This window comes from Actinoplanes sp. NPDC019969 (assembly GCF_055562375.1).
The window spans coordinates 499,749-516,500 of the sequence record NZ_JBVHFK010000004.1 but is presented as its reverse complement, the minus strand read 5'-3'; the positions used below and the strand labels follow the sequence as shown (position 1 = coordinate 516,500).

Annotated in this window: 16 protein-coding genes; 12 read left to right on the top strand and 4 right to left on the bottom strand. The window is 71.5% G+C overall.

All coding sequences use genetic code 11. From position 1 onward, the window contains the following. Positions 1 to 2: 2 nt before the first annotated feature. From ACZ3II_RS15740 to ACZ3II_RS15720, 5 genes are all read left to right on the top strand, one after another. Complete coding sequence (locus ACZ3II_RS15740) at positions 3 to 1,229, top strand: winged helix-turn-helix domain-containing protein (protein WP_465518342.1); 1,227 nt, start codon at positions 3 to 5, stop codon at positions 1,227 to 1,229. Positions 1,230 to 1,234: 5 nt separating this feature from the next. Then, positions 1,235 to 1,774: a DUF2752 domain-containing protein gene (locus ACZ3II_RS15735; RefSeq protein WP_465518341.1), complete on the top strand. Its 540-nt coding sequence runs from the start codon at positions 1,235 to 1,237 to the stop codon at positions 1,772 to 1,774. A 26-nt stretch (positions 1,775 to 1,800) separates the two neighbouring features. Further along, positions 1,801 to 2,694, top strand: a complete 894-nt coding sequence (dapA, locus tag ACZ3II_RS15730) for a 4-hydroxy-tetrahydrodipicolinate synthase (protein WP_465518340.1) — start codon at positions 1,801 to 1,803, stop codon at positions 2,692 to 2,694. A gap of 13 nt (positions 2,695 to 2,707) precedes the next feature. Next, the gene (locus ACZ3II_RS15725) at positions 2,708 to 4,396 is read left to right on the top strand and encodes a ribonuclease J (RefSeq protein ID WP_465518339.1); all 1,689 of its coding nucleotides are present in this window, start codon (positions 2,708 to 2,710) and stop codon (positions 4,394 to 4,396) included. Positions 4,397 to 4,484: 88 nt separating this feature from the next. After that, the gene (locus ACZ3II_RS15720) at positions 4,485 to 6,047 is read left to right on the top strand and encodes a S1 family peptidase (protein ID WP_465518338.1); all 1,563 of its coding nucleotides are present in this window, start codon (positions 4,485 to 4,487) and stop codon (positions 6,045 to 6,047) included. A 24-nt stretch (positions 6,048 to 6,071) separates the two neighbouring features. Here the strand turns inward: ACZ3II_RS15720 and ACZ3II_RS15715 are convergent, their stop codons facing one another. Beyond that, positions 6,072 to 6,497 (bottom strand): YbjN domain-containing protein, encoded by a 426-nt coding sequence (locus ACZ3II_RS15715; RefSeq protein WP_465518337.1) that lies wholly within the window; start codon positions 6,495 to 6,497, stop codon positions 6,072 to 6,074. A gap of 86 nt (positions 6,498 to 6,583) precedes the next feature. Here ACZ3II_RS15715 and ACZ3II_RS15710 point away from each other — a divergent pair, with 86 nt between their 5' ends. Then, positions 6,584 to 9,109, top strand: a complete 2,526-nt coding sequence (locus ACZ3II_RS15710) for an FtsK/SpoIIIE family DNA translocase (RefSeq protein WP_465518336.1) — start codon at positions 6,584 to 6,586, stop codon at positions 9,107 to 9,109. Between the two features lie 5 nt (positions 9,110 to 9,114). On the opposite strand, the gene ACZ3II_RS15705 is transcribed toward ACZ3II_RS15710, so the two are convergent. From ACZ3II_RS15705 to ACZ3II_RS15695, 3 genes are read right to left on the bottom strand one after another with little or no spacing between them, the layout of a single operon-like run. After that, positions 9,115 to 9,567 (bottom strand): DUF3291 domain-containing protein, encoded by a 453-nt coding sequence (locus tag ACZ3II_RS15705; protein ID WP_465518335.1) that lies wholly within the window; start codon positions 9,565 to 9,567, stop codon positions 9,115 to 9,117. Positions 9,568 to 9,598: 31 nt separating this feature from the next. Then, a complete protein-coding gene (locus ACZ3II_RS15700; protein WP_465518334.1) occupies positions 9,599 to 10,246 on the bottom strand; it encodes a helix-turn-helix transcriptional regulator in 648 nt (215 codons plus the stop codon). After that, the gene (locus ACZ3II_RS15695) at positions 10,243 to 11,478 is read right to left on the bottom strand and encodes a glycosyltransferase 87 family protein (protein ID WP_465518333.1); all 1,236 of its coding nucleotides are present in this window, start codon (positions 11,476 to 11,478) and stop codon (positions 10,243 to 10,245) included. Before ACZ3II_RS15695 ends, ACZ3II_RS15700 begins: the two co-directional genes overlap by 4 nt. 141 nt (positions 11,479 to 11,619) lie before the next feature. On the opposite strand from ACZ3II_RS15695, the gene rimO reads away from it, so the two are divergent. The 6 genes from rimO to pspM all read left to right on the top strand — a co-directional run bounded on the left by rimO (position 11,620) and on the right by pspM (position 16,641). After that, a complete protein-coding gene (gene rimO / locus ACZ3II_RS15690) occupies positions 11,620 to 13,083 on the top strand; it encodes a 30S ribosomal protein S12 methylthiotransferase RimO (RefSeq protein ID WP_465518332.1) in 1,464 nt (487 codons plus the stop codon). Next, the gene (gene pgsA, locus ACZ3II_RS15685) at positions 13,080 to 13,667 is read left to right on the top strand and encodes a CDP-diacylglycerol--glycerol-3-phosphate 3-phosphatidyltransferase (protein ID WP_465518331.1); all 588 of its coding nucleotides are present in this window, start codon (positions 13,080 to 13,082) and stop codon (positions 13,665 to 13,667) included. The genes rimO and pgsA overlap by 4 nt, the downstream gene beginning before the upstream one ends. Positions 13,668 to 13,711: 44 nt before the next feature. Then, a complete protein-coding gene (locus ACZ3II_RS15680) occupies positions 13,712 to 14,203 on the top strand; it encodes a CinA family protein (protein ID WP_465518330.1) in 492 nt (163 codons plus the stop codon). Positions 14,204 to 14,362: 159 nt separating this feature from the next. Then, positions 14,363 to 14,743: a helix-turn-helix domain-containing protein gene (locus ACZ3II_RS15675; protein ID WP_465518329.1), complete on the top strand. Its 381-nt coding sequence runs from the start codon at positions 14,363 to 14,365 to the stop codon at positions 14,741 to 14,743. 225 nt (positions 14,744 to 14,968) lie between these two features. Then, positions 14,969 to 15,829 carry a PspA/IM30 family protein gene (locus ACZ3II_RS15670; protein ID WP_465518328.1) on the top strand — a complete coding sequence of 287 codons (861 nt, stop codon included), beginning with the start codon at positions 14,969 to 14,971 and terminating at the stop codon, positions 15,827 to 15,829. After that, positions 15,826 to 16,641, top strand: coding sequence for a phage shock envelope stress response protein PspM (gene pspM, locus ACZ3II_RS15665; RefSeq protein WP_465518413.1), 816 nt, complete (start codon positions 15,826 to 15,828; stop codon positions 16,639 to 16,641). Before ACZ3II_RS15670 ends, pspM begins: the two co-directional genes overlap by 4 nt. Positions 16,642 to 16,752 lie beyond the last annotated feature (111 nt).

The following is a 16,752-nucleotide window of genomic DNA, read 5'->3' as shown; positions in this document are numbered from 1 at the left end:
CGATGGCCGTGTCCGAATCTCTCTCCGTCTCCCAGGCCCGCCGGATCACGCTGGCGGCCCAGGGCTTCACCGACCCCCGACCCGGTGGCGCCACCGATCTGCGTCACCTGCGCCGCGTGCTGCGCCGCCTGCACCTGATCCAGATGGATTCGGTCAACGTGTTGCAGCGCGCCCACTTCATGCCGCTCTACAGCCGGCTCGGCCCCTATCCGGCCGGCCTGCTCGAGCGCGCCGCCTATCGCAAGCCCCGCGAGCTGTTCGAGTTCTGGGGTCACGAGGCCTCGCTGATCCGCGCCGATCTGCAGCCGCTGTTCCGCTGGCGGATGGCCCGAGCCCACGAGCTGGCCTGGGGCAACATGCGCCGGATCGCGGTCGAGCAGCCCGAGCTGGTCGCCTGGGTGCTCGACGAGGTGCGCGAGCGCGGCCCGATCACCGCGGCCGAGATCGAGCACGACGCCCCGCAGAGCAAGGACCACTGGGGGTGGAACTGGTCGGTCGTCAAGCAGGCCCTGGAGTGGTTGTTCTACTCCGGCCAGGTGACCGCCGCCGAGCGCACCTCGTCCTTCGCCCGGCGTTACGACCTGCCCGAGCGGGTCCTGCCGGCGGCGGTGCTGGCCGCGCCGACCCCGGAGCCGGCGGACGCGTTCCGGGCCCTGGTGGAGCTGTCCGCCCGCGCGCTCGGGGTGGCCGCCGAGGCCGAGCTGCGGGATTATTTCCGGCTCCCGCTCCAGCCGCTGCGCACCGCGATCGCCGAGCTGGCCGAGGCCGGGGTGCTGCGCCCGGTGACGGTCCCGGGGTGGAGATCGGCGTGGCTGCACCACGAGGCCCGCCTGCCCCGCCGGGTGGACGCGGCCACCCTGATCAGCCCGTTCGATCCGCTGATCTGGGAGCGGGCCCGCACCGAGCGCCTGTTCGGCATGACCTACCGCATCGAGATCTACGTGCCGAAACCCCAGCGGCTGTACGGGTATTACGTGCTCCCCTTCCTGATGGGCGAGCGGTTCGCGGCCCGGGTGGATCTCAAGGCCGAGCGGCGCTCCGGTGAGTTGCAGATCCCGGCCGCCTGGCTGGAGGCGGGCGCCGACCCGGAGGAGACGGCCACGGCGCTCGCGGCCGAGCTGTGGCGTCTCGCCGGCTGGCTGGGCCTGGACACGATCGCGGCCCCCGAGGGCGGCGACCTGGCGGTCCCGCTGGCGAGCGCGCTGAAAAGCCTCCCGGGTGTACCGTGACCGCCATGAGCACTGCCGAGCTGCCCGTCTGGCTGGCCGACCGGCCGGTCGAGGGCCCGCCGGTGCCCCCGGAGTGGTTCACCTATCCGCAGCCCGCGCCGGACCGGCTGACCCGCCTGGCCGACCGGCTCGCGGCGCGGTCCCCGGTGTGGCTGGCCCCGCTCGCCGTGCTGACCTGTGCCGGTGCCGCGATCGGTTACACGCTGGCCACCGACCCGACCACCGCGAGCGCCGGTGACGCCCCGTCCTGCCTGCTCAAATACCTGACCGGGTTCGTCTGCCCGGGGTGCGGCGGCACCCGGGCGGCCTGGTTCCTGCTGCACGGCGACCTGCCCGACGCGGCCCGGCACCACCTGCTGTTCGTCTTCGCGGTGCCCTTCCTCATCTATATGTATGCGGCCTGGGCCGGCCGCAAGGTCTTCAAGTGGCGGTTGCCGGAGCTCTCGATCCGTCCGTCCGTCATGATCGCGTTCCTGGCGGTCTGGGGTGTCTGGAGCATCTTGCGCAACCTCCCCTGGGCCCCGTTCACCGCTTTCTACGTGTGACGGGTGCGTCCGATAGGTTGTCAGGTATGACGCACGACCCGCGGCCCTTCGGACGGCTGCTGACCGCCATGGTGACCCCGTTCACCCCGGACGGTTCCCTGGACCTGGAGGGCGCCGCCCGGCTGGCCGCCCACCTCGTCGACGAGCAGCGCAACGACGCCCTCGTGATCAGCGGTACCACCGGTGAGTCCCCCACCACCACCGACGCGGAGAAGGAGTCCCTGCTCCGCGCCGTGATCGAAGCCGTCGGGGACCGGGCGAAGGTGCTGGCGGGCGTCGGCACCAACAACACCGCCCACACCATCGAGCTGGCGCACGCCGCGGAGAAGGCGGGGGCGCACGGCCTGCTGGTCGTCACGCCGTACTACAGCAAGCCCCCGCAGGCGGGCATCGAGCGGCACTTCCGCACGGTCGCCGACGCCACCGGCCTGCCGGTCATGGTCTATGACATCCCGCACCGGGCCGGCACGGCGATCACCACCGAGACCATGCTGCGGATCGCCGATCACGAGCGGATCGTCGCGGTCAAGGACGCCAAGGGCGACCTGGTCGCCAGCTCGCAGGTGCTGGCCCGGACCGATCTGGCCTACTACTCCGGCGACGACGCGGCCACCCTGCCGCTGCTCGCCGTCGGCGGGGTCGGCCTCGTCGGCACGTCGACGCACTTCACCGGTGTGCCGGCCAAGCAGATGATCGAGGCGTGGGAGCGCGGCGACACGACGGCCGCGCTGACCCTGCATCGCACCGCTCTACCCCTGTTCACCGGCATCTTCCGGACGCAGGGGGTCATGCTGGTGAAAGCCGGCCTGAACGCGCTGGGCCTGCCCGCCGGGCAGGTCCGCGCACCGCTGGTCGACGCCAGCGCCGAGGAACTGAACCAATTGCGCCAGGACGCCGCCGCGGCCGGCATCGTGCTCTGACAGGAAGAGGCGAATGACTAACGCTCACGTGGAGCTGGGTCCGCCGCCGCCGCTGCCGGAGGGCGCCCTGCGCGTCATCCCGCTCGGCGGGCTCGGCGCCATCGGCCGCAACATGACGGTCTTCGAGTACGACGGCAAGCTTCTCGTCGTCGACTGCGGGGTGCTGTTCCCCGACGTCGAGCAACCGGGCGTGGACCTGATCCTGCCCGACTTCGCGCCGATCCTGGACCGGCTCGAGGACGTGCAGGCCATCGTGCTGACCCACGGGCACGAGGACCACATCGGCGCGGTGCCCTATCTTCTCGCCCACAAGCCGGACATCCCGCTGGTCGGCTCGGAGTTCACCCTCGCGCTGGTCGAGGCGAAACTGGCCGAGCGGCGTCTCGACCCGTACACCCTCACCGTCCGGGAGGGCGGTGTGGAGCGGCTCGGGCCGTTCGAGTGCGAGTTCTTCGCCGTCAACCACTCGATCCCGGACGCGCTGGCCGTCGCCGTGCGGACCCCCGCCGGCCTGGTTCTGCACACCGGCGACTTCAAGATGGACCAGGTGCCGCTGGACGGCCGGATCACCGACCTGGCCGGGTTCGCCCGGCTCGGGGCGGAGGGTGTCGACCTGCTGCTGTCCGACTCCACCAACGCCGAGGTGCCCGGCTTTGTCACCCCGGAGCGCGATATCGGCCCGGTGCTCAGCTCGATCTTCGGCAAGGCCCGCGGCCGGATCATCGTGGCCAGTTTCGCCTCGCACGTGCACCGCGTGCAGCAGGTGATGGACGCCGCCTGGGAATACGAGCGCAAGGTCGCCCTGATCGGCCGGTCCATGGTCCGGAACATGGGCATCGCCCGTGACCTGGGCCTGCTGCGCATCCCGGACGGCCTGCTGGTCGGTCTGGACGAGGCCACCCACCTGCCGCCGGACGAGATCGTCTTCATGTCCACCGGCTCGCAGGGCGAGCCGATGAGCGCCCTGGGCCGGATGTCCACCGGTGACCACCGGCACATCACCATCGAGTCGGGCGACACCGTCGTGCTGGCCAGCTCGCTGGTGCCGGGCAACGAGACCTCGGTCTACCGGGTGATCAACCAGCTCTCCCGGGCCGGCGCCACGGTGATCCACAAGGAGACGGCGAAGGTGCACGTCTCCGGCCACGCCCCGGCCGGCGAGCTGCGGTACCTGCTCAACGTGACCCGGCCCAGCAACCTGATGCCGGTGCACGGCGAGTGGCGGCACCTGCGGGCGCACGCCCAGCTCGGCATCGAGACCGGGGTGGCGCCGGACCGGGTGGTGCTCTGCGAGGACGGCGACGTCGTCGACCTGGTGGAGGGCCACGCCCGGGTGGTCGGCCGGGTCAAGAGCCGGTATGTGTACGTGGACGGCCTGGCCGTCGGCGACGTCAGCGAGTCGCTGCTCACCGAGCGCCGGATCCTCGGCGACGGCGGGTTCATCGCGGCCACCGTGGTGATCGACTCGGTCACCGGCAAGGTCGTCGGCGAGCCGGTCATCTCGGCGAAGGGCTTCTCCGAGGACCCGGAGGCGTTCAATCCGGTCGTCCCGCTGCTGACCGCGGCCCTGCACCGCTCGGCCGAGGACGGCATCACCGACACCCACCAGTTGCAGCAGGTGGTCCGCCGGACGGTGGGCCGCTGGGTCAACGACGCCTACCGCCGCCGGCCGATGATCGTGCCGACCGTGGTTGAAGTCTGACACTTTTTGAACTGATTCCGGTCGTCCACGCGTACTCCCTGGCACCGGTGCCGCCCCCACGGCACCCGTGTCGGAGGGAGTGCTCCAGATGCAGCGCAGACCGATCGCCGTGGCGGCGGTTGTAGCGGTGGCGGGTGCGGCGGCGGTCGCCTTCACCCTGCCGTCGCTGGCCGGAACCGAGGAGAAGAGCGGATCGCGGGCCGCGAGCGACACCCCGGGGGACCTGTCCCCGCAGTTGCTCGCCGCGATGAAACGCGACCTCGGTCTCGACGGTGAACAGGCGGCCACGCGGTTGGCCCGCTCGGAGTGGGCGGGTGGCGTCTCGGCGACCCTGGCGGCCCAGACCGGCGAGGACTTCGGCGGGGCCTGGCTGGCGTCCGACGGCACCACGCTCAAGGTGGCGGTGACCGATTCCGGCGCCGCGCCGGCGGTGAAGGCCGCCGGCGCCGTCCCGGTTCTGGTCAAGCACAGCGAGGCCGAGCTGGACGCGGCGAAGACCAGGCTGGACACGGCAGCGGCCAAGGCCGGCGAGCTGACCGGCTGGTACGTGGACGTGGCCGCCAACAAGGTGGTCGTGGTCGCCGAGCCGGGCGGTAAGGCGAAGGCGCTGGCACTGGCCAAGAAGGCCGGCCTGGCCTCCGACGCGGTCACCGTGAAGATCAGCGACGCGCAGCCGAAGCCGCTGTTCGACGTGCGCGGCGCCGACCCGTACTTCATCAACGTCGGCGGCGGGCAGGCCCGCTGCTCGATCGGCTTCTCGGTGACCACCGGCTTCGTCACCGCCGGGCACTGCGGCGAGGAGGGGACCCGTACCACCGGGTTCAACAACCAGGCCCAGGGCACCGTGGAGTTCTCGGTCTTCCCGGGCGAGGCCGACATGGGCTTCGTCGCGGTGAACGGCGACTGGACGCCGCGCGCGGTGGTCAACGACTTCCAGGGCAACGAGCTGCCGGTGGCCGGCAACACCGAGGCCCCGGTCGGCGCGGCGATCTGCCGGTCCGGTTCCACCACCGGCACGTTCTGCGGCACGATCCTGGCCAAGAACCAGACGGTCCGGTACCCGGAGGGCGCGGTCACCGGCCTCACCCGGACCGACGTCTGCGCCGAGGGCGGCGACTCCGGCGGCCCGTGGCTCTCCGGTGACCAGGCCCAGGGCATGACCTCGGGCGGCTCCGGCGACTGCACGGCCGGTGGCGAGACCTTCTTCCAGCCGATCAACGAGGTCCTGGCGGCGCAGAACCTGACCCTGGTGACCAGCGCCGGCAACGGCAACGGTGGCGGCCAGGCGACCACGCCGCCGTCGTCCGCCCCGCCGGCCGAGGATGGCGGGCAGGCGACCGCGTGCGACGCCCTGCCGGTCCAGCGTGACGGCACGATGAGCCGGGCCGGCCAGGCGCAGGCCCAGCCGAACGGCGGCGCCTACCGGGCCCGGGCCGGCACCCACACCGCCTGCCTGGACGCTCCGGCCGGCGCGGACTTCGACCTGCTGCTGCAGAAGCAGAACAACCGGGGTCAGTTCCGTACCGTGGCCCGCTCGACCGGCGCCGGCGACAAGACGCTGAGCTTCACCGGCCGCGCCGGCACCTACCGTTACGTGGTCGTGGCCACGGCCGGCACCGGCGCGTACAGCCTGGGCTTCAACGTCCAGTAGCCCGGACGCGACTGATCGGGGTCCTCACGCGGTGCGTGGGGGCCCCGATTTCAGTTCGCCCAGGGCCTCGCCGAGCCGGCACCCGGTCGCCACGCCGCACAGGATCACCTGGTCCAGCTGCTCGACGGTGGCGCCGTGCTCCCAGTCGGTGGTCACCTCGCCGACGACGATGGCCTGGCCGTCGTCGGTGACCTGGACGTAGGCCTTGGGCCAGAGCTGGTCGCGGTTCCACGCGTTGCAGAACTCGTAGAGCCGGGCGATGTCGTCGACGGAGAAGACGTGTTGCATCATCGCCCGGACCTGGAGGATCTCCTGCCGCTCGCCGAGCCGGAAGAAGTAGATGAGATTGCCCTGGAAGTTGCCGGCGATGTCGCCGTCGGCATCGACGAAGTAGGCGAACCCTCGTCCGTCCAGCGCGGCTTTGATCAAGTCATTGCTGAGAGGCTGCACCTTACGATGGTAAATGCCGGGAAAGTGAAAAGCAGTCGCGGTGCGCCTTCTCGGCGGAACGGTCTCACACCGCTACCGTGACATCCATGGCGGGCCGTACTCCTCCGGCGGGCCGGAGCCGCGCCGCGTCCACTACCAAGGGCGCGGCGGTCAGCCGTGCCCGGCAACCGGCGGCTCGCAAGAGCACCGGCGCCAAGGCGGCCGCGCGCAAGCCCGCAGCCAAACGTCCAGCCGTCCGCAAGGCGGCCCCTCCGGCGATCGGTCCCGGTGTCACCCGGGGCATCGGCGCGCTCTGGCTGGGTCTGGCCGGCAGCGTCGGCTGGCTGGCCCGCGGCGCCGGCCGGCAGGCCGCCTCGGCCCGCGGCATCGCGCCCGAGCATCGGCGCGACGGGGCCGGGCTGTTCCTGCTCGGCGCCGCCATCCTGATCGCGGTCGCGGTCTGGGCGGGCAGCGCCGGCCCGGTCGGCGACTGGGTGGCCGACACGGTCCGGCTGTTCCTCGGCACCCTGGCGGTGCCGTTGCCGCTGCTGATGTTCTACGGCGCGATCCGGCTGATGCGCCAGCCCGCCGACCCCGAGCACCGCGGGCGCAGCCTGGTCGGCTGGTCGACGATCATCGTGGCCACCGGCGCGCTGCTGCACATCTCCGGCCCGGAGACCGACAACCCCACCGTCGACCAGGCGGGCGGACTGCTCGGATTCGGCGTCGGCGGCCTGCTGGAGCGGGCGGTGACCGCCTGGGTGGCCGTACCGCTGCTGCTCCTGCTCTTCGCCTTCGGTCTCCTGGTGATCACCGCGACGCCGATCGCCAAGATCCCGGAGCGGGTGGCGCTCCTGCTGGACCTGGTGTCCGGCCGCTCCGGACGGCACCAGCCGCCCGCGGCGCCGCCGCTCGCGGACGAGGGCGACGAGGACGAGGAGGAGGCCCCGGCGCCGCGCCGCCCGTCCCCGCGCCGCCGGCCCGCCGCGGCCGTCCCGCCGGTCGTCCCCCTGGCCGAGGAGCCGCCGGACGACTTCGACGAGGAGATCATCCTGCACGACACGGTGGCCCTGCCGAAGCTGCCGAAGACCCGGAGGAAGCCGGCGCCCGAGCACTCGCCGGCGCCGCCGGTCCGGGCCGAGCAGCTGGAGATCCCGGCGGCCATCGACGGCTACCGCCTGCCGCCGCCGAACATCCTGGCCACCGGCGCCCCGCCGAAGGCCCGCAGCCGCGCCAACGACGAGATCATGGCGGCGCTGTCCGGCGTGTTCGAGCAGTTCAACGTGGACGCGGTGGTCACCGGCTTCACGCGCGGACCGACCGTCACGCGGTACGAGGTGGAGATCGGTCCCGGCACCAAGGTGGAGCGGATCACCCAGCTCTCCCGCAACATCGCCTACGCGGTGAAGTCGCCGGACGTGCGGATCCTCAGCCCGATCCCGGGCAAGAGCGCGGTCGGCGTGGAGATCCCCAACACCGACCCGGAGAACGTGTCGCTCGGTGACGTGCTGCGCTCCCAGATGGCCCTGAACGACCGGCATCCGATGGTGGCGGCGCTCGGCAAGGACATCGAGGGCGGCTTCGTCGTCGCGAACCTGGCGAAGATGCCGCACATCCTGATCGCCGGCGCCACCGGCGCGGGCAAGAGCTCCTGCCTCAACTCGCTGCTGGTGTCGCTGCTGACCAGGGCCACCCCCGATCAGGTGCGCCTCCTCCTGGTCGACCCCAAGCGGGTGGAGATGACCGCGTACGAGGGGATCCCGCACCTCGTCACGCCGATCATCACCAACCCGAAGAAGGCCGCGGACGCCCTGGAGTGGGTGGTCCGCGAGATGGACATGCGGTACGACGACCTCGCCGCGAACGGGGTCCGGCACATCGACGACTTCAACCGCAAGGTCCGCAGCGGCGAGATCACCGCGCCGCCGGGCAGCGAGCGGGAGATGAAGCCGTACCCCTATCTTCTGGTGATCATCGACGAGCTGGCCGACCTGATGATGGTCGCCCCGCGCGACGTCGAGGACTCGGTCGTCCGGATCACCCAGCTGGCCCGGGCCGCCGGCATCCACCTGGTGCTCGCCACCCAGCGCCCGTCGGTCGACGTGGTCACCGGCCTGATCAAGGCGAACGTGCCGTCCCGTCTCGCCTTCGCCACCAGCTCGCTCGCCGACTCCCGGGTCATCCTGGACCAGCCCGGCGCGGAGAAGCTGCTGGGCCGCGGCGACGGTCTCTTCCTGCCGATGGGCGCCTCGAAACCGACCCGGATCCAGGGCGCCTGGGTGGACGAGAAAGAGATCGCCGCGGTCGTCAAGTTCTGCAAGGACCAGCGGGAGCCGGAGTTCCGCGAGGACGTCACCGAGGCGCCGCCCAGCAAGAAGAAGGACATCGACGAGGAGATCGGCGACGATCTCGCGCTGTTGATCCAGGCCATCGAGCTGGTGGTGACCAGCCAGTTCGGCTCCACCTCGATGCTCCAGCGCAAGCTGCGCGTCGGGTTCGCGAAGGCGGGCCGGCTGATGGACCTGATGGAGACCCGCGGCATCGTCGGGCCGTCCGAGGGCTCGAAGGCGCGGGACGTGCTGATCAAGCCGGACGAGCTGGAGGAGTCCCTCGCGGCGCTGCGGGTCGACTGAGAACCTCAGACCCTGACAGGTGCGGGGTACGGCTGACGAAAGGTGAACGCCTCCGGCCCGGGGCCGCCCGTGCCGAGCCGGTGCAGCCGCTGCAGACCCTCCGGGACGTCCGGTCGGTGGCCGGCCTCCACCCACCACAGCACCATCGCCGAGCCGCCGGGCCGGAACCAGTCCCGGCGGCGGCGCAGGTAGTCGAGGTGGCCGGATTGGTAGACGTACGCCCGCAGGTGTTCCAGGGACTCCCAGACCGACATCGTGGCGATCAGGTTCGGGTCGCGGGGGCCGGGCACCGTGGACGGGTCGAAGTCCTCCTCCTTGAGCCGCCACACGAAGCCGTCGGAGCGGTCGGCGAGGGCGTTCATCAGGTCGAGGCCGGTGACGAACTCGGCGTTCGTCGGGTCTTCCAGCGGGGCTCGGAGGTGGGCGATGTTCATCTGGGCCAGGTGGAAGTCGCTCATGGCCTCACTCCACCAGCCCGGCCCTCTTAAGTCAATCAGATTTGTTTTTAGAGAGTGTGACACAGCAGCGACCCGGCGCCGGATCCATCCGGGCGGTCCAGCCCGACCCCTCGACCAGTCCGGTGATCAGCTCCAGGTTCATCCCGCAGATCAGCGGCGGGAACTGCTCCGCGAGCCGGTGGAAGGGGCAGTTGCGCAGCTCGATCCGCTCCGGCCCGGGAACCGGCGCGTAGCCCTGCCCGGCGAGCGCCTCGGCCGGACCGGCGCCGTCGTCGCGGCTCTGCCGGCCCTGCTCCCGGGCCACCCGGTAGAGGGCCTGCTCGGCGCCGGCCCGCTCGACCGCCTCGGCCAGCACCTCGGCCGCGCCCCGGTAGGAACGCGGCGGCACGCTGACCGTGTGCTCCCGGGGCGCGAGCCGGTACAGCTTGGCGGGCCGGCCGGCACCCGGCCCGGTGCGGCCCGAACGGCGGGCGTACGACACCTCGAGCAACCCGGCGTCCACCAGCTTGTCCAGGTGGAACGCGGCCAGTGTGCGGCCCACCCCGAGGGCGTCGGCCACCTCGTCGCGCCCCACCGGCGCCGGCCCCGCCGCGGCCACCGCGCGGTACGCCGATCGCCGCACCCCGTCGGTGAGTGCGGCGACCACGTCGAGATCGTTCAGATCGTCGGCACTCGTCATCCGGTAATCGTATTGCCAACCGGCTTTAGCGCTAGAGCGTCCGCCTGCTCCGTGGCGGGTGGCGCCGGCTCCGGCCCGGCCGGGTCGCCGCGCAGCAGCTCCCGGACCACGAGCAGCAGGGCGGCGGCCATGGCGAGCGACAGCACGCGCAGGTCCACCGGCCGGGGCTGATGGAAGCCCTGCAGGTAGGGCACGTAACACAGGAGCGAAGCTGCCTGCGCCAGAACCGGGACCGGCCACAGCCGGGGCACCCAGAACGCCGCCACCACCGTCAGCACGTCCGCCTGGATGAAGTACCGCTCGTGCATGCCGGGCAGCAGGAACGGCACCAGCAGACTGGACGCGGTGGCGGTCAGCACGATCCGGGCCGGGGTCAGCGTCCCGCCCCGGATCAGCGCGATGTAGGCCAGCAGCAGCGCGGCGGCGGCCGCGAACAGGACGCCGGTCTGGCGGAACACGGCGAGGTCGGCGGCGGCCGGGTTGAGGAACGCGTGGATCGTCGGCGCGTTCAGGTTGAGCCGGTGGTACTGCCCGCTCTGCTTCGCGTAGACCAGCATCAGCTCGGTGAACGGCCGCCCGCACAGCCAGGCCGGCACGGCCAGGCCCACGTACACCGCCGGGAGGGCCAGCAGATGACGCAGTTTCACCCGGCCGGCCAGAAGGAGCACGATCAGCACCGGGAAAACGAAGATCGCTTGCAACTTGAATGCGACGGCCAGCCCGAAGAACGTCATCGCGACCCAGGGGCGGTCCCGCAGAACGTAATACAACCCGGCCATGGTGAATGCGCTGTAGATCGTGTCGCACTGGCCCCAGAAAGCGCCGTTGAGCACCACTGTCGGCAGCAGCAGCACCACGATTCCGGCGAGCATGGTGATCCGCCGATCCGGCCACCGCAGGCCGACGAGGCGCGCGGCGTAGACGGCGAGCACCACGTCGAAGATCATCGACAGGCCTTTGACCAGCGTCAGCAGGGAAATCGGCGTATGTGCCTGCAGCCAGCTGAGCCCGGTGAGCAGGTAAAGGTAAGGAACGTTGTAGTTGGCGAAATTGTCGCCCATAGCCAAGAAGAATCCATGGCTCGCGATGTATTCGCCCCACGGCCGGATGAACGCCGTGAAATCCCGGGTGGCGAGATCCAGACCGACGAATCTGATCATGGCGGCGACGATGATCAACGCCCCGAGGAGAAGGTGATCGGGTTTCGCCGCCCGCATCTGGAATCTCGTCACGATCGTGGGATTTTAGTGTCTCGATGTCCGATTGACCGTCCCTTGCGCGGGCGATTGGCACCTTAGGGGGAGGCGGGGTGGCCGGTGGCTACCGGCCGTGCGGTGGAAGGAGCACCCCTCCCAGCCCGGTAACCTTGCAGGGTGTCTGCATCTCCCCCTTCCCGCCGTGTAGCCCTGCTCACGCTCGGCTGTGCCCGCAACGAGGTCGACTCGGAAGAGTTGGCCGCCCGTCTCGACGCCGGCGGCTGGGAGGTCGGCACCGACGCCGAGGGCGCCGACGTGGTCGTCGTCAACACCTGCGGCTTCGTCGAGAAGGCGAAGCAGGACTCGATCGACACCCTGCTCGCCGCAGCCGACACCGGGGCCAAGGTGGTCGCCGCCGGTTGCATGGCCGAGCGGTACGGCAAGGAGCTCGCCGACAACCTCCCCGAGGCGAACGCGGTCCTCGGCTTCGACGACTACACCGACATCACCGACCGGCTGGAGAGCGTGCTGCGTGGCGAGGACCACATCTCGCACGTGCCCCGCGACCGGCGCGAGCTGCTCCCGATCACCCCGGTCGAGCGGCACGCGAGCAAGATCGTGGTGCCCGGCCACGCCACCGTCGACGAGCACACCCCCGCCCACCTGCGCAAGGTGCTGCGCCGCCGGCTCGACGACAGCCCGGTGGCCTCGCTCAAGCTGGCCAGCGGGTGCGACCGTCGCTGCGCGTTCTGCGCGATCCCGGCGTTCCGGGGCGCCTTCGTCTCCCGCGACCCGCAGGAGCTGCTCGCCGAGGCGGAGTGGCTGGCCAGGTCCGGCGTCCGTGAGCTGGTCCTGGTCAGCGAGAACAGCACGTCGTACGGGAAGGATCTGGGCGACCCGCGCCTGCTGGAGAAGCTGCTGCCGCAGCTGGCCGCCGTCGACGGCATCGTCCGGGTCCGGGCCAGCTACCTCCAGCCCGCCGAGACCCGTCCCGGCCTGGTCGAGGCGATCGCCACCACGCCCGGTGTCGCCGCCTACTTCGACCTGTCGTTCCAGCACTCCAGCGAGCCGGTGCTGCGGCGGATGCGCCGCTTCGGATCCACCGAGCGCTTCCTCGAGCTGCTGGCGTCCGCGCGCAAGCTGGCCCCCTGGGCCGGTGCCCGGAGCAACTTCATCGTCGGCTTCCCCGGCGAGACCAAGCAGGACGTGGACGAGCTGGTCCGCTTCCTCACCGAGGCGAACCTCGACGCCATCGGCGTCTTCGACTACAGCGACGAGGACGGCACGGAGGCGGCGGGCCTGTCCGGCAAGCTCAGCGAGGCGACCGTCAAGCGGCGGTACGACCAGGTCGTCGCCCTCGCCGAGGAGCTGTGCAACCAGCGCGCCGAGGACCGCATCGGCAACACCGTCGAGGTGCTGGTCGACACCGTCGACGGCGACGAGGTCGAGGGCCGCGCCGAGCACCAGGCCCCCGAGGTGGACGGCTCCACCACGCTCGTCAGCGGCGCCGCGACCGAAGGCGTCGACCTGTCCGTGCTGCGCCCCGGCGACCTGGTCCGCGCCCGGGTCACCGGCACCGAGGGCGTGGACCTGATCGCGGTCCCGGTGGAGATGATCTCGGCAGCCCCGGTGAAGCGGTGACCAACGAGCCGGTGCCCGCGCCGCGCGTGGTGTCGCTCTACAACGCGGCCAACGCGCTCACCGTGGTCCGGATCGTGCTCGTCCCGGTCTTCCTGGCCCTCGTCGTCGTCTCGGAGATGAACGACCCGGACTGGCGGATCGCGGCGTGCCTGGCCTTCTGCGTCGCCTCGGCGACCGACTTCGCGGACGGCTGGATCGCCCGCCGGTGGCATCTGGTCACCTCGTTCGGCAAGGTGGCCGACCCGATCGCGGACAAGGCGCTGACCGGGACGGCCCTGGTGCTGCTCTCGGCGTACGGTCCGCTGCCCTGGTGGGTGACCGGCGCCATCCTGATCCGCGAGTGGGGGGTCACCGCCCTGCGGTTCTGGGTGATCCGATACGGCATCATCCCCGCCTCGCGAGGTGGCAAGCTCAAGACCGGCCTGCAGACCGTCGCGATCGCGTGGTACCTCTGGCCCGTCCCGGAGCCGTTCCATCTGGTCGGGGTGGTGCTGATGGGCGCCGCCCTGGTGGTGACGGTGGTTACCGGGGCCGATTACGTGGTACACGCGCTGAGGCTGCGGCGGGACGCCCACCGCGGCTGACCCATGATCGGCGCGCGGCGTACGGACCTTGATCGGAGACCCTGATGGACATGTCGGTGGCCGCGGCGGCGGCCGTGCACGCACTCGTCGAACGTCACGAGACGCTGGCGACCGCGGAGTCGCTGACCGGTGGTCTGGTAGCCGCGACGATCGTCGAGATCCCCGGGGTGAGCGCGGTCTACCGGGGCGGGATGGTGGTCTACGCCACCGAGCTCAAGGGGCGGCTGGCCGGCGTGCCGGAGGCCCTGCTGGCCGAGCGCGGCCCGGTCGACGGTGACGTGGCCGCCGCCCTCGCCGAAGGCGCCCGCGACCGCTGCGGTGCGGACTGGGGCGTCGCCACCACCGGCGTCGCCGGCCCGGAGCCGCAGGACGGCAAGCCGGTGGGCCTGGTCTATGTCGCGGTCGCCGGCCCGTCCGGCACCGAGGCGCGGGAACTGCAACTCGCCGGAAACCGGGAGGCCATCCGCACCGAAAGTGTGACGGCCGTCCTGCAATTGCTGACGGACTCTCTCCGCGCTCTGCCGGTCAAGGTCTGAGCTGGGAATACTTCCGATCGTGCGCCCGTTGTCCGGTTCGGTCACGGGCCGGGCGGCCGATTGATTCGGCGGGGCGGGATGTCGGCACGGCTCGGGCCAGGTACGGTTGCGGGAAGCCTCCGGCTTCAGCCGGCGGCCCCGCCCGCAGGAGGAGGTGCCATGGTCCTGCTACGCCGCGTTATCGGCGACGCACTTCGTGCGCGCCGGCAGGGGCAGCACCGCACGCTGCGCGAGGTGTCGACCGCCGCGAACGTCAGCCTGGGATATCTGTCCGAGATCGAGCGTGGCCAGAAGGAAGCGTCCAGCGAGCTGCTCGCGGCCATCTGCGACGCGCTCGGCGCCCGGCTCTCCGAGTTGCTCAGCGAGGTCAGCAACACGCTGGCCCTGGCGGAGAACATGGAGGGTGTCGTGCTGGTCCCGATCGAGGATCAGGCGGCCACCGCGGGGGACGTCTCCGTCTCGGTGCGCCAGGATTCGCCGCTGAAGGCCACCCTGCACGCCACCCGCAAGGCCAAGCGAGACATCGTCTACGCCGCTTGATCATGAAAGCTTCCGGGCCGGACCGTTCCCAGGGAACGGTCCGGCCCGTTTCATGTATCGCTCTGATTACTCAGGGGGGCGTAGCCTCGATGCCGGGGGAAGACCCTGAGATCCCCCGGAGTGCCCGTGACGCCGGTGGCGTCCGGCTGTCACGATGGGTTTCGCGTTACCGATGAAAACCACGGTGACGCGTCCGGTAGAGCGACATTGAGGGGACACCACGAGATGGCGAATCCGTTCGTCAAGGGCTGGCACTACATGATGGCGCTCTTCGGCGCGAAGATCGATGAGTACGCCGACCCGAAGGTCCAGATCCAGCAGGCCATCGAGGACGCCCAGCGTCAGCACCAGGCTCTCGTGCAGCAGGCCGCGGCGGTCATCGGCAACCAGCGTCAGCTCGAGATGAAGCTGTCCCGCCAGATGTCCGAGGTCGAGAAGCTGCAGGGCATGGCCCGCCAGGCCCTGGTCCTCGCCGACCGTGCCCGGGCCGCCGGCGACGAGTCCGAGGCGCAGAAGTACGAGTCGACCGCGCAGACGCTGGCCACCCAGCTGGTCTCCGGCGAGCAGTCGATGGAGGATCTGAAGACCCTCCACGACCAGGCGCTCGCCGCCGCCGGCCAGGCCCGCAAAGCCGTCGAGAACAACGCGATGGTGCTCCAGCAGCGCATCGCCGAGCGGTCCCGCCTGCTCAGCCAGCTCGAGCAGGCCAAGATGCAGGAGACCGTCGCCAAGTCGCTGGAGTCGATGTCGGAGCTCGCCGCGCCGGGCAACACGCCGTCGCTCGACCAGGTGCGCGACAAGATCGAGCAGCGCTACGCGAACGCCATGGGCCGTGCCGAGCTGGCCTCCAACTCGGTCGAGGGCCGCATGCTCGAGGTCCAGAAATCCAGTCTGGACCTGGCCGGCTCGTCCCGGCTGGAGCAGATCCGGGCCAGCATGGCCGGGGAGAAACTGGGCGGCGCCACCGAGCGGCCGGCTGTCGAGCAGCCCGCCACCCCGGCCGCTGACCCGGCCGGCGTGGCCCGGCTCGACGAGATCCGCGCCAGCCTCAACCAGAAGCGGGGCGACACCAGCGCCGCGGGCTGACATCGCAGGCGACGAGGAGAGGATCGACGGTGGACGAGCGGGCCAAGTATTTCCGGCGGCTCAAGCGGCTGCGGGGTTCGGCGCGGCGGTGGAGCGTGCTGGGCGGCGGCCTGACCGCGGCCGCCGCGGTCCTCACGCCCTATGCGGGCATCGGTCTCGCCGACGCGGCCTGGGCGGCCGCGGCCGGCGGGTCCGCGGTGCTCGCCTGGTGGCGCTGGAGCGACCACCGGGAGCTCGCCGCCACCCCCGCGCCGCCGCCCAGCCTCCCCGAGGACCGGCTCACCAAGGCCCTCGAGCGTTTCCCCACCGGGCAGGCCGTGGTGCGGGAGGTCCGCCGCCAGCGCAACCGTTACGTGCTGCGCGGCTCCGCGATCGCCGACGCGTGGGACCGGCTGGAGCGGGCATCGACCGCGATGGCCGGGCTCGCCGGCCGCCTCACCGGCACCGGCGAGGCCGCCCTGCTGGAGGCGGCGACCGCCGAGCGGTGGCTGCGCGACCTGGGCCAGCGGGTGGCGAGCGTGGAGAAGGCGATGCCGTTCGGCCCGGCCGGCCGCCGCGAGCCGCTGGCCGAGTCGCACGCCGGGCTCACCGAGCAGTTCATCGAGGGCGTCACGGCATATGAGGACCTCGTCGTCGCCGCGGCCAGTTACGTCGCGGAGGACGGGCATCCCATCGCCGACGTCCGGCATCCCGGCCACACCAGCCTGCTCGACGCCACGGACCAGTTGCGGGGTCTCGCGGAGGCCCTCGCCGAGCTGCGGGCCGCGGAGGTCCGGGTGCCGCCGCAGTCACCGTCTGCCGCGGCCGGCTGACCCTCCGGTCCACTCGACGTCCCGTGCCTCGCGGCGGCCCGGGCAGGCTTCCCCTCCCTGCCGTCCCGCGGGAGCGGGCCATGCGTGGTCACCCCCGGCTGGTTCTCCGGG